Raw genomic sequence first — 12,645 nt, 5'->3', positions numbered from 1 at the left:
TCTTTTTTTCCGCAGGCAGCCAGGAAAACCGCGGCTGCCGCGACAGTGATCAAGCGGTATGGAACCCGTTCGACGCGCATGGAGCGACCTCTGTGTGTAACCAATGGAATAAGTGCAGCACCCGGCGGGAGCGCAACACGGATGCGCCTCGCGGCGCAGATCGAACACCTGAATTACTGGACTGCTGGATACAGCACGTCGGCACGAAACCTCCATGCCGACGGGATGCCGCGAACTGCGGACTGGTACTTTGGCGGGAATCAGCAGAGTGGGATATTAACTGATTGCCACTTGGGTCATTCGATCGTAGGGTGGTATTGTATATACATTCATGGATGTATGTAAAAAGCCCGTTTGTACTCCGCCGACTGTCCAGTCTTACAGATTGTTACCCGTCGCAAGCATAGCCCGTCTCAATGATGGCCGCGAGGGGTTGCGGACCCTAAATTCACCTACGATCGATCCAATCAGGCCTGCACATGGTCAGACGTACCAAGGAGGAGGCGCTCGAGACGCGCAACCGCATTCTCGACGCCGCCGAGCACGTGTTCTTCGAGAAGGGCGTGTCGCACACGTCGCTCGCGGACATCGCCCAGCACGCCGGCGTGACGCGCGGCGCGATCTACTGGCACTTCGCGAATAAAAGCGAGCTGTTCGACGCGATGTTCGACCGCGTGTTCCTGCCGATCGACGAACTGAAGCGGATGCCGCTCGACGCACCGGGCGGCGATCCGCTCGAGAAGGTGCGCAAGATCCTGATCTGGTGCGTGCTCGGCGTGCAGCGCGATGCGCAGCTGCGGCGCGTGTTCAGCATCCTCTTCATGAAGTGCGAGTACGTCGCGGACATGGGGCCGCTGCTGCAGCGCAATCGCGCCGGGATGAGCGAGGCGCTGCACGCGATCGACGCCGATCTCGCGATGGCCGTGCGGCTCAAGCTGCTGCCCGAGCGGCTCGATACGTGGCGCGCGACGCTGATGCTGCACACCCTCGTCAGCGGCTTCGTGCGCGACATGCTGATGCTGCCCGACGAGATCGACGCCGAGCAGCATGCGGAAAAGCTCGTCGACGGCTGTTTCGACATGCTGCGCTACAGCCCCGCGATGCTGAAGGACGGCGGCTGACGCGCGGCGGTCGCCGCACCGCCCCGCTGCTGCCGCGTCAGGCCGCCTTCGCGCGTTGCGCGCGGGCTCGCCGGTTCGACGCGGCCACCGAATCGCGCGCCGGCATCGCCGCGCCAGACAGTCCCGCGATCCACGCGTCGGTCGACATCACCGCCGCGAAATTCGACTGGAACACCACCGTGTACGCGCGGTGAATCTCCTCGGCGCTCGCCGTGCCCGCTTCGTTCTCGTAAGGCAGCGCGCCCGTCGCGTCGTTCAGGTACTCGATCTTCAGCCCCGCATGTGCCGCGTGATAGACGGTCGACGCATTGCAGTTGTGCGTCATGTAGCCGGCCACCGCGAGCGTGTCGATCCCGTGCGCATCGAGCCACGTGCCAAGATCGGTCCCGGCGAACGAGCTCGCCTGCGTCTTCTCGACCAGATGCGCGTACGGCCGGCCGGCGACCACCGCGTGCAGCGCGACGCCGTCGGAGCCGGGCGCGAAAATCGGCGCGCCCGCCGGCGCGACGTGCTGGACCACGATCACGGGTACGCCGGCCGCGTGCGCGGCGTCGATCGCGCGGCCGATGTTCGCGAGCGACACGTCGAGCGGCGGATACTCGATCGGCAGGTTGCCCGTCACGTATTCGTTCTGGACGTCGATGACGATCAGGGCACGGCGGGCAGCGGGATGAGCAACGGAAGACGGGACGGCGTTCGAATTCGACATGGCGGGCTCCTGGTCCGGGAGCGCTACCCCGCCCGGAAGGGGGCGGCCGGCAGCGCGATGGGATGCATTGTCGGGCCACGGCGTTTGCCCGGACAGTGGCCCGATAGCCATTCTTCGATAAAATCGGGCCATCCCCATTCCGGAGCCCGTCATGGCCGCTGCCGCGTTGCCCGCCCCGCCCGCGCCGACCGTCGTCGCCGTGATCGCATACGACGGCATCAGCCCGTTCCACCTGTCGGTACCGTCCGTCGTGTTCGGCAAGGAACGCGACGCGGCCGCGTCGCCCGCGTTCGAGTTTCGCGTCTGCTCGGCCGAGCGCGGCGCGCTCGCGACGACGGGCGGCTTCACGATCGCGGCGCCGTACGGGCTCGATGCGCTCGACGACGCGGACATCGTCGTCGTGCCCTCCTGGCGCGATCCGGACGAAGTGCCGCCCGATGAACTGCTCGACGCCGTCCGCGCGGTCGCCGCCCGCGGCGCGCAGCTCGTCGGCCTGTGCCTCGGCGCGTACGTGCTCGCCGCGGCCGGCCTGCTCGACGGCCGTCCGGCCACCACGCACTGGGCATGGGCCGACGATTTCGCCCGGCGCTTTCCGCGCGTGAAGCTCGATCCCGACGTGCTGTACGTCGACGACGGCAATCTGACGACGTCGGCCGGCACGGCCGCGGGGCTCGACTGCTGCCTGCACGTGGTGCGGCGGCGCTTCGGCTCGGATGCCGCGAACCGGATCGCGCGCCGCCTCGTGATTCCACCGCACCGCCAGGGCGGGCAGGCCCAGTACGTGCCGCAGCCGGTCGCCGCGCACCCGCGCGATGCGCGGCTCGCGGGCCTGCTCGACTGGGTGCGCGCGCATCTCGACGCCGCGCATGGCGTCGATTCGCTCGCCGAACGCGTGCTGATGAGCCGGCGCACGTTCACGCGCCACTTCCGCCAGGCGACGGGTACGACCGTCACCGCATGGCTGCAGGCTGAGCGGCTCGCACGCGCGCAGCACCTGCTGGAAACCACCGGACAATCGATCGACGCGATCGCACAGGCTGCCGGCTACGGGTCGAGCGTGTCGCTGCGCCAGCATTTCGCGGGCGCGCTCGGCACGTCGCCGTCCGCCTATCGAAGGGAATTTCGCGGCGCCGGCGCCTGAGCCGGCGCCGACGCGCGGTAAGGCCGCTCAGCCGCCGTTGATCCAGCGTGCCGCGTAGAGCAGCAGCGCGACGAACACGATCATCGCCGCCCAGGCCCAAACCGGCACCGTGCCGGAGCCGCGATGCGGGAGCGCGCTGGCGGCGCGCCCGGTCAGCGCGCCGCCCAGGTGCGGCGGCAGCGCGCGCTTCGTCGCGGCCATCAGCGACGCGGGCCGCAGGAACACATGCTGGCGGCGCGGCGCGGCCGAGCGCGCGCGATTCGGCGCGAGGCCGTGCTTCGCCTGCACGACCGCGCAGAACTCCTGGAAGAAATCATCGGTCCACTCGCGCAATGCGTTGTCGATCTGCCGCCCCGGCAGCTCGGCAAGCGGCCCGCTCGCCGTCGCCCAGACCACGTACTCGATGCGCGTCGCGTTCGCGTCGTCATCCGGCATCAGCACGAGTTCGACCTGGCCGCGCAGCGCGCCGAGGCCGTCGGCGCGCGCCTTGAAACTCAGCACACGGCGCGGCCGCCCTTGCGCGTCGCCCTGCTCGGCGGCCGCGTGTGCGCGCACGTCGTAGCGCGCGCGCAGCGGGCCGAGCGGCACCGTGATCGTCAGCGCGAACTCGCCGTGCGCGAGCTTCACGAACGATTCGCAATGGTCGAAGCTCGCCCGCAGCAACGCGAGATCCTCGAACGCCTCCCGCACGACAGGCGGCGCGAGCGCAACGCGTAACGTGTCGTTCAGTTCCATGACGCCTCCCCGATGAACCCGCGCCGCATCAGGACGTCTCGACGAGACTGTCGATCCGCGCGACATCGAAGGCGACGTAGTGCGCAAGCACGGACGCTGCCTCCGTCGGTTCCTCGTAACTCCATGCGGCGTTCTCGATCACGCCGTCTTCCGTCTGCAAGTCGAAATGCACGGCCGGCCCCCTGAACGGGCACGCGGTCGTGAAACCCGACTTCACGAGCCGGCGCATGTTGACGTCGCCGCGCGGCAGGTAATGGATGTCCGGCAGTCCCGTTTCGCGCACGGTCAGCGCGCGATGCGAATCGGCATACGTGATGCCGCGATGGATCACGCGAACGCGATGGCGGTTCGGCACGATTTCGAGTCGAGGGTCGGCTGCATCGGACATCGTTTCTCCTTCGGGCGCCCCGGCAGGCAAACCGGGCGCAGGAAACGAAAAAAAGCCACGGCACGCGTGCCGTGGCTTTCATTATGGGCGAAACTTCGTCCGATTGCGCGACCTGGGCGCGGCCGCGCGCGGCGGGCTACTGCGCGCTCCACTGGAACGCGGTTTTCGCGCCGCCCTTCGCGCCGACCGTGACGGCGCGCGATTCCTCGTTGCCCTGGTACGAGGCATGCACCGTATAGCGTCCCGGCGGCACCTTCACGAGCATGTATGGCCCGCGCGCGTCGGTCTTCAGCACTTCCGTGCCCTTGCCGTCGACGATCCGCACGTGGACGTCGGCCAGGAACTCGCCGCCCTTGCCGGTGAAGCGCAGCGCCAGCGGCCACTTCGCCTCGTTGTGCTGGAACGCCGTCGATTCGTCCTGCCCGACGCCGCCGGACACGAAGGTGACGTCACCCTGCTGGCGCGCGGCCGGCAAGCCGTCGGACTGCGCGTACGCGCCGGTCGCACCGGCTGCGAGGCCGGCGGCCAACGCCACGGCGACGGCAAATCGGGACACGTTGCGTGGATATTGCATGGCTCTCTCCTTGGGGTCGGAACACATACGGGGCGCCGCGTCACGCGGTCGAGCGGCGGCGCCCGCCGCGGCCGGCCGAGCCGGCCGTCGGCCATGCCGGTCAGCTCAGGTCGACCGGCACGAAGATCTGCGCATTATCGCGCTGGATCAGAAGAGCAAGACTGTTGCCCGCGCCCTTGACCGCGTCGCGCAACTGCTCGGGGCTCGTGACCGGGCGGCCGTTGACCGCGAGGATCACGTCGCCGGGCTGGATACCCGCATTGGCGGCCGGACCGCCGGCCTGCTGCACGATCAGCCCGTGCGACAGGTTGTCGGCACTGCGCTCCTGCGGCGACAGCGGACGCACCGCGACACCCAGGCGGCCCTGCTCGACCGGCCCGCCGTCGTTCGACGCGAGCTTCGCATCGGCCATCGCGCCGAGCGTCACGCTGATCGACTTCTTCGACTTGTCGCGCCAGATCTGCAGGTCGGCCTTCGAACCGGGCTTCAGGTTCGCGATCTGCGCGGGCAGCGACGTCGAATCGGCGACCGGCGAACCGTTGACCGACAGGATCACGTCGCCCGGCTGCAGGCCGGCCTTCGCGGCCGGGCCGTTCGGGTCGACCGAGCTGACCAGCGCGCCGTCCGGCTTCGGCAGCCCGAACGAACTGGCGAGCGTCTGGTTCAGCCCCTGCACGGCGACGCCGAGGCGGCCGCGACTCACGTGGCCGGTCTTCACGAGCTCGTCCTTGACCTTGATCGCCTCGTTGATCGGGATCGCGAACGACAGGCCCTGGAAGCCGCCCGTCTGCGAGTAGATCATCGAGTTGATGCCGATCACCTCGCCCTGCAGGTTGAACAGCGGACCGCCCGAGTTGCCGGGGTTCACCGGCACGTCGGTCTGGATGAACGGCGTGTAGTTCTCGTCCGGCAGCGCGCGCGACTTCGCGCTGATGATGCCCGACGTGACCGTGTTGTCGAAGCCGTACGGCGAGCCGATCGCGACGACCCACTGGCCGACCTTGCTCTGCGCCGGATCGCCGATCTTCACGGTCGGCAGGCCGCTCGCGTCGATCTTCAGCACCGCGACGTCGGACTGCTTGTCGGCGCCGACGACCTTCGCCTTGTATTCGCGCTTGTCGGTCAGCTTGACCGTGACGACGTTCGCGCCGTCGATCACGTGCGCATTGGTGAGGATGTACCCGTCGGAGCTGATGATGAACCCGGAACCGAGGCTCGCGCTCGGCTGGTCGTCGGGCTGCGCGTCGCCGCCCATGCCCGGCACCTGGCCGTAGAAGTGCTTGAAGAACTGGTAGAACGGGTCGCTCGGGTCGATCGGCAGCTGCGGCTGCGGCACGCGCCGCGACACCTGCTTCACGACGTGCTTCGCGCTGATGTTCACGACCGCCGGGCCATAGGTCTCGACGAGCCCGGAGAAATCGGGAATGCCGGTCTTGGCGGCCGCTTCGGCCGGCATCAGCGCGGCCTGCGCGGGCGTGATGATCTGCGGATCGGCGCGGCGCGTACCGGCGAAATAGCCGGCTGACAGGGCGGCCGCCACGGCGACCGCGACGGTGCCGCGCGCAAGGAATCGGGTATTCATCGTAGGACCTCCTCTTTGTTAGGACGCAGCGTAACGACCCTGACTTAAAGGAGGCTTAATCAGCCTTAAGCGGGGCTTAAGCGGCCGCCGGCGGCCGCCCGGCGGCACGCGTCACGCGGATTCGGAAGGCTGCGGCGCCTCGGCCGGCATCTCGGCGTCGCGGAACACGACGCTGACGAGCAGGCCGCCCGCGGCCGCGTCGCCGAGCGACACCGTCGCGCCCTGCTGGGCCGCCACGCGCTTGACGATCGCGAGCCCGAGCCCGCTGCCCGCCACGTCGGTGCGCGCCCGCGCGGAGCTGTCGCGGTAGAAGCGGTCGAACACGCGCTCGCGTTCGTCGGCCGGGATGCCGGGCCCGCTGTCGCCGATCTGGACGCACGCGCGGCCGGCCGCGTCGCGGGTCAGCGACACGTCGATGCGGCCGCCGTCCGGCGTGTACTTCACCGCGTTGTCGAGCAGGTTGCCGAACATCACGCGCAGCGCGCCGATGTCCGCGACGACGCTCGCCGCGCGCGTCTCCTCGAAGCCGAGATCGATGTCGCGCCGCTGCGCGAGCGGCGCATGCGCGGTCACGCATTCGGCGAGCAGCGCCTGCAGGTCGACCGGTTCGCGCATCGTCGCGCCGTCCGGCTCGGCACGCGCGAGCGCGAGCAGTTGCTCCGTGAGGCGCGTCGCGCGCGACACGCCGTCCTGGAGATCCGCGACCGCCTCGCGGCGCGATGCGTCGTCCTTCGCGCGGGCGACGAGCTGCGCCTGGATCTGCACGGCCGCGAGCGGCGTGCGCAACTCGTGCGCGGCGTCGGCGACGAACGCCTTCTGCGTGTCGAGCGCGGCCGACAGCCGCGCGAGCAGCCCGTTCAGCGCGCGCACGAGCGGCTGCACCTCGAGCGGCAGGCGCGCGTCGGGCAGCGGATCGAGCGCTTCCGGCCGGCGCGCCTCGACCGCGCGCGTCACGCGGCCGAGCGGCGCGAGGCCGCGCCCGACGATCACCCAGACGGCCGCGCCGAGGAACGGCAGCAACACGATCAGCGGCCACAGCGTGCGCAGCGCGACGTTCGCCGCGAGCCGGTTGCGCACCGACAGCGGCTGCGCGAGCTGCACGACGTTGTCGCCGACGATCGCGCCGTACACGCGCCATTCGCCGCGATCGGTGCGCTCGGTCGAGAAGCCGAGTTCCGCGCGCGGCGCGATCGGCGCACGCGGATGCGAGAAGTACATCAGCACGCCGTTGCGGTTCCAGATCTGGATCACGATGCCTTCGTCGCCGTTGGTGCGCGAGCCGAACACCTGCGAGAACGGCTCCGACGGCAGCGCCGCGGCGATTTCCTGCAGCTGGTAGTCGAACAGCTCGTTCGCCTCCGCGAGCGCCTGCCGGTAGATGAGCCAGCCCGCGATGCCCACGCCCGCGACGACGATCGCGAGCAGCCAGATCAGCAATTGATGACGAATCGACCTCACGCGTCAGCTTTCCTTGACGACCATGTAGCCGAGCCCGCGCACGTTGCGGATCAGGTCCGAGCCGAGCTTCTTGCGCAGCGCGTGGATGTAGACCTCGACGGTGTTGCTGCCGATCTCCTCGCCCCAGCCGTACATCTTTTCCTCGAGCTGGCTCTTCGACAGCACCGCACCGGGCCGCGCGAGCAGCGCCTCGAGCAGCGCGAACTCGCGCGCGGACAGCGCGACGGGCGCGCCGTCGAGCGTCACCTGGTGCGAAGCGGGGTCGAGCGTCAGCGCGCCGTGGCGGATCAGCGACTCGCTGCGCCCGGCCTGGCGGCGGATCAGCGCGCGCATCCGCGCGCCGAGCTCGTCGAGGTCGAACGGCTTGACGAGGTAGTCGTCGGCGCCCGCGTCGAGCCCCTTCACGCGGTCGGCGATCGCGTCGCGCGCGGTGACGATCAGCACCGGCAGCGACAGCCCGCGCGCGCGCAGCGTGCGCAGCACGTCGACGCCGTCGCGCTTCGGCAGGCCGAGATCGAGCAGCAGCAGGTCGTACGTCTCGCCGCCGAGCGCCGTGAGCGCCGCGTCGCCGTCCTGCACCCAGTCGACCGCAAAGCCGTCCGAGCGCAGCGCCTTGCGCACGCCCTCGGCAATCATTCGATCATCTTCGACGAGCAGTATCCGCATCGGGACAGGTATCCATGGGGCGAGTCAAACACGCCGACCATTGTAGCGCCGCGAATCGCGTGCGCGGCACCGTGCAATGCAACAGTAAGGCGGATTGCAAGGGGCCTGCGCGGACTTGTCTCTACAATGTGCGCTTTGGCGCCGCCGCGCGCCTTGCCCGAGCCCCTGCTTTTCCCGTATTCGCCCATGCCGATTTCCGATCTTTCCGCCCGGTTCGCCCCCCGCGCCCGCCTGTGCCTGCGCGCGGCCGCCGTCGTCGCCACCTGCACGGCCCTCGCGTTCGCACCGCCCGCGCAGGCCCGCAAGAAATCCCACAAGGACGCGCGCAAGACCGCCGTCGTGTCGCCGGCCGCGCGCGCGGCCGGCCTGCCGGCGTCCGTGCTCGTCGCGCTGCAGCGCGCGAAGGTGCCGGCCTCGGCGATGAGCGTCGTCGTCGAGCGCGTCGGCGATCCCGAGCCGCTGATCGCGTGGAATGCGAGCCGGCCGATGCTGCCGGCCTCGACAATGAAGCTCGTGACGACCTTCTCGGGCCTGTCGATCCTCGGCCCCGACTACCGCTGGCGCACGACCGCGTACACGGACGGCACGGTCGATCCCGACGGCACGCTGCAAGGCAACCTGTACATCAAGGGCACCGGCGATCCGAAGCTCGTGCCCGAGGAGCTGATCGACCTCGTCGACAAGCTCCGCAAGGCCGGCGTCAAGCGCGTGGCCGGCGGCCTCGTGCTCGACAAGAGCTATTTCGCGGCGTCGACACGCGACCTGCCGTCGTTCGACGACGATGCCAGCGCGCCGTACAACGTCGGCCCCGATCCGCTGCTGTACGCGTTCAAGGCCGTGTCGTTCACGGTCACGCCGGGCGACGACGGCAAGGTGGCCGTCGACGTGCTGCCGCCGCTCGCGAACCTGTCGATCGACAACCAGCTCGTCGAAGGCTCGGGCTCGTGCAGCGCGGCCGCCGCGGCCGCGCGCCCGACGCTGTCGGCCGGCGGCGGGATCATGACGGCGTCGTTCGCCGGCGACTACCCGCTGCGCTGCGGCGCGCACACGACCAACCTCGCGATCCTCGATCACACGACGTTCTTCGCGCGCGGCTTCCTCGCGCTGTGGCAGCAGGACGGCGGCACGATCGCCGGCCCCGTGAGCGAAGGCAAGGTGCCGACCACCGCGCGGCCGCTCGCGGTGCACCACAGCCCGGTGCTCGGCAGCATCGTCTACGACATCAACAAGTTCAGCAACAACGTGATGGCGCGCAACCTGTTCCTGACGATCGGCGCGGTCGGCGGCAAGCCGCCCGCGACGCCCGAACAGTCGAGCCGCGTGATCCAGGCGTTCCTGCAGAAGAACGGCATCGCGATGCCCGACCTCGTGCTCGAGAACGGCTCGGGCCTGTCGCGCGAAGAGCACGTGAGCGCGCAGTCACTCGCCGCGCTGCTGCAGGCCGCGAACGCGAGCCCCGTCGCGCAGGCCTTCATCGATTCGCTGCCGATCGCCGGCATCGACGGCACGATGAAGAACCGCCTCACCAACGCCGGCGTGCTCGGCAACGCGCACATCAAGACCGGCACGCTGCGCGACGTGCGCGCGATCGCGGGCTACGTCGGCGGCGCCGACGGCCAGAGCTACATCGTCGTCAGCTTCATCAACAACGATCACGCGGAAGCCGCGCGCGCCGCGCACGACACGCTGCTCGAGTGGATCTACGCGGGCGCGCACTGACGCGTTGACGCACCGCACATCGCGCAACGGGCCGCCCTCGCGGGCGGCCCGTGCCGATTTTCCGCCGCGCCCGCGCTCGCCTTTCGCATTGCCCGGTTTGAAACGCCGCCGCCGCCGGCGCGCGCCGCACCGCGCGCCGGCCGCGCCCGTAAAACAGGGCCGCACCGCCCGGCCCCGTGCCGCGCGGCTTCCGTAGAAACCCTGTCCTCAGAGGGAACCCTCTACGCTGCCCCCTCGCCTAGCGCGTGGCGATTGCGTAGGCTGTTGGCCTGACCGATATCTACAACGGGCCACACGCCCGGCCTCATGGCTTGCAGGGGAAAGAAGGAGACACGCCCATGCGATTCGACGTCGAATTGCTTCTGCTCGCGCTGGCGCCCGTCTTCCTGCTCTGCATCGCATGGGAGGCCTGGCACCTCGCCCGCACACGTGCGCAAGACCCTGTCTATGCGTGGCGCGACACGCTGTGCAACGCGGCGCTCGCGCTGATGCACCAGGGCGCCGACAAGATCGCGTGGCTGTTCGTGATTCCCGTCTATGCGTACTGCTACCGGCACTATCGTCTTTACACGTGGCACGACGGCTGGCTGTCGTTCGCGGTGCTGTTCGTCGCGCAGGACTTCCTCTACTACGTGTTTCATCGCGCGAGCCATCGCGTGCGCTGGCTGTGGGCCGCGCACGTCGTGCACCACTCGTCCGAGCGGATGAATTTCTCGACCGCGTTCCGCCAGAGCCTGATGTACCCCGTCGCGGGCATGTGGGTGTTCTGGCTGCCGCTCGCGTTCGCCGGCTTTCCGCCGCAACAGGTCGTCGGCATCGTGCTGATCAACCTCGCGTTCCAGTTCTTCGTGCACACGCAGGCGATCGGCAAGCTCGGCTGGCTCGAATACGTGCTGAACACGCCGTCGATCCATCGCGCGCACCATGCGCGCAACGCGCGCTACATCGACCGCAATTACGCAGGCGTCCTGGTGATCTGGGATCGCCTGTTCGGCAGCTATGTCGAGGAAACGCCCGACGACCCGCCGCAGTACGGAATCGTCGAGCGGCTCGGCTCGAACAACCCGCTCGTCGCGACGTTCCACGAATGGGTGTCGATGGCGTCCGACGCGTTGCGCGTCGACGGATGGGGCAACAAGCTGCGCGCGATTTTCGGCCCGCCCGAATGGGCGAGCGCTTATCATGCGCAGATTGCCGAGGCCGCGAACCAGGATCCACGCACCGTGCCGCTGGCGGCTGCGCGTGACCGATAAACCGTTTCAGCCAACGGCCGCCGCGCAGCCCGGAACCGAGCAGGCACGCGGCAGATGAGAAACACATCAGGCCATATCTACGAGGAGATCGAACGATGCAGACACAACAACACGCACCTTCCCGCACCCGTCGGCGCATGCTGCGCACCGCGCAGGTCGCGATCGCCGGCGCCGCGCTCGCGCTGCTCGCCGCGTGCGGCGGCGGTGACGACAACAACGGCAGCAGTTCGTCGAACACGCCGCCGTCGGGCGTGAAGATGCAGGTCGTGTCGTTCGGCGACAGCCTGTCCGACGCGGGCACCTACTCGCAGATCAAGCTCGGCTTCGGCGGCGGCCGCTTCACGACCAACCCGGGCCAGGTGTGGACGCAGAACGTCGCGCAGTACTACGGCGACACGCTGCAGCCCGCGAACCAGGGCGGCTTCGGCATCCCGCTGCAGGCCACCGGCGGCCTCGGCTACGCACAAGGCGGCTCGCGCGTGACGCTGCAGCCGGGCATCGGCCACGCGGACGCCAGCGTGCCGAACGCCGACTACGCGCAGGCAACGACGACGCCGATCGCCGACCAGGTCAAGCAGTACCTGTCGCAGCACGGCAGCTTCAACGCCGGCCAGATCGTGCTGATCAACGGCGGCGCGAACGACATCTTCTATCAGGCGCAGGTCGCGCAGGCGCAAGGCAACACGCCGGCCGCGCAGCTCGCGGCCGCGCAGGCGATCGGCCTGGCCGCGCAGCAGCTCGGCGGGATCGTCCAGCAGATCGTCGCGGCAGGCGCGACGCACGTGTTCGTCGCGAACGTGCCGGACATCGGCGGCACGCCGCTCGCGCTGCAAGGCGGCACGCAGGCCGCGTTCACGCAACTGTCGGGCCTCTTCAACAAGACGCTCGTCGGCACGCTCGCCGCGCTGAAGGTCGATACGACGAAGTATGCGGTGGTCGATTCGTTCACGTGGCAGGACGGCATCGCGGCCAACTACCAGGCGAACGGCTTCAGCGTGTCGAACACCGACACCGCCTGCAACCTGAAGGCAATGGTCCAGGCCGCCACGCAGTACGGCGTCGCGAACGCAACCGCCTTCGGCTCGTCGCTGTTCTGCTCGCCGCAGACCTACACGGTCGCGAACGCGGACCAGACCTACATGTTCGCCGACACGGTCCACCCGACGACGCGCCTGCATGCGCTGTTCGCGCAGTACGTCGAGCAGCAGATCGCGAAGTCCGGCGTCGGCAAGTAAGCCGCCGGCCACACGCCCAAACGAAAACGCCCGACCGGTTCGCCGGTCGGGCGTTTTTTCATGC

Annotated in this window: 12 protein-coding genes; 5 read left to right on the top strand and 7 right to left on the bottom strand. The window is 69.2% G+C overall.

The features are described 5' to 3' along the window. Window positions 1-479 precede the first annotated feature (479 nt). Window positions 480-1,121, top strand: a complete 642-nt coding sequence (locus HWX00_RS31385) for a TetR family transcriptional regulator (protein ID WP_034189098.1) — start codon at window positions 480-482, stop codon at window positions 1,119-1,121. Between the two features lie 37 nt (window positions 1,122-1,158). On the opposite strand, the gene HWX00_RS31380 is transcribed toward HWX00_RS31385, so the two are convergent. Next, entirely contained in the window at window positions 1,159-1,830 is a 672-nt protein-coding gene (locus HWX00_RS31380; RefSeq protein WP_069245698.1) for a cysteine hydrolase family protein, read from the bottom strand. 151 nt (window positions 1,831-1,981) lie between these two features. Between HWX00_RS31380 and HWX00_RS31375 the strand changes: the two genes are divergently transcribed. Continuing rightward, a complete protein-coding gene (locus tag HWX00_RS31375; protein WP_034189096.1) occupies window positions 1,982-2,971 on the top strand; it encodes a helix-turn-helix domain-containing protein in 990 nt (329 codons plus the stop codon). A gap of 27 nt (window positions 2,972-2,998) precedes the next feature. On the opposite strand, the gene HWX00_RS31370 is transcribed toward HWX00_RS31375, so the two are convergent. The 6 genes from HWX00_RS31370 to HWX00_RS31345 all read right to left on the bottom strand — a co-directional run bounded on the left by HWX00_RS31370 (window position 2,999) and on the right by HWX00_RS31345 (window position 8,374). Continuing rightward, window positions 2,999-3,706 (bottom strand): SRPBCC family protein, encoded by a 708-nt coding sequence (locus HWX00_RS31370; protein ID WP_034189095.1) that lies wholly within the window; start codon window positions 3,704-3,706, stop codon window positions 2,999-3,001. Between the two features lie 28 nt (window positions 3,707-3,734). Next, window positions 3,735-4,094, bottom strand: a complete 360-nt coding sequence (locus HWX00_RS31365) for a DUF427 domain-containing protein (protein ID WP_034189094.1) — start codon at window positions 4,092-4,094, stop codon at window positions 3,735-3,737. A 136-nt stretch (window positions 4,095-4,230) separates the two neighbouring features. Further along, window positions 4,231-4,668, bottom strand: a complete 438-nt coding sequence (locus HWX00_RS31360; RefSeq protein ID WP_034189093.1) for a carboxypeptidase-like regulatory domain-containing protein — start codon at window positions 4,666-4,668, stop codon at window positions 4,231-4,233. A 100-nt stretch (window positions 4,669-4,768) separates the two neighbouring features. After that, entirely contained in the window at window positions 4,769-6,250 is a 1,482-nt protein-coding gene (locus HWX00_RS31355) for a DegQ family serine endoprotease (protein ID WP_034189092.1), read from the bottom strand. Window positions 6,251-6,361: 111 nt separating this feature from the next. Then, the gene (locus HWX00_RS31350; RefSeq protein WP_034189091.1) at window positions 6,362-7,708 is read right to left on the bottom strand and encodes an ATP-binding protein; all 1,347 of its coding nucleotides are present in this window, start codon (window positions 7,706-7,708) and stop codon (window positions 6,362-6,364) included. Window positions 7,709-7,711: 3 nt separating this feature from the next. After that, window positions 7,712-8,374, bottom strand: a complete 663-nt coding sequence (locus HWX00_RS31345) for a response regulator (protein WP_034189090.1) — start codon at window positions 8,372-8,374, stop codon at window positions 7,712-7,714. 186 nt (window positions 8,375-8,560) lie between these two features. Here HWX00_RS31345 and dacB point away from each other — a divergent pair, with 186 nt between their 5' ends. The 3 genes from dacB (at window position 8,561) to HWX00_RS31330 (ending at window position 12,581) form a co-directional block, all read left to right on the top strand. Continuing rightward, the gene (gene dacB / locus HWX00_RS31340) at window positions 8,561-10,093 is read left to right on the top strand and encodes a D-alanyl-D-alanine carboxypeptidase/D-alanyl-D-alanine endopeptidase (protein ID WP_034189089.1); all 1,533 of its coding nucleotides are present in this window, start codon (window positions 8,561-8,563) and stop codon (window positions 10,091-10,093) included. Window positions 10,094-10,431: 338 nt separating this feature from the next. Continuing rightward, window positions 10,432-11,346, top strand: a complete 915-nt coding sequence (locus HWX00_RS31335) for a sterol desaturase family protein (protein WP_034189088.1) — start codon at window positions 10,432-10,434, stop codon at window positions 11,344-11,346. A 95-nt stretch (window positions 11,347-11,441) separates the two neighbouring features. Further along, window positions 11,442-12,581, top strand: a complete 1,140-nt coding sequence (locus HWX00_RS31330) for an SGNH/GDSL hydrolase family protein (RefSeq protein ID WP_049029556.1) — start codon at window positions 11,442-11,444, stop codon at window positions 12,579-12,581. Window positions 12,582-12,645 lie beyond the last annotated feature (64 nt).

The sequence above is a fragment of the Burkholderia seminalis DSM 23518 genome (assembly GCF_902832885.1).
Taxonomy (GTDB): Bacteria; Pseudomonadota; Gammaproteobacteria; order Burkholderiales; family Burkholderiaceae; genus Burkholderia; species Burkholderia seminalis.
The sequence above is the reverse complement of the archived record's forward strand: the minus strand, read 5'-3'. Positions and strand labels throughout refer to the sequence as shown.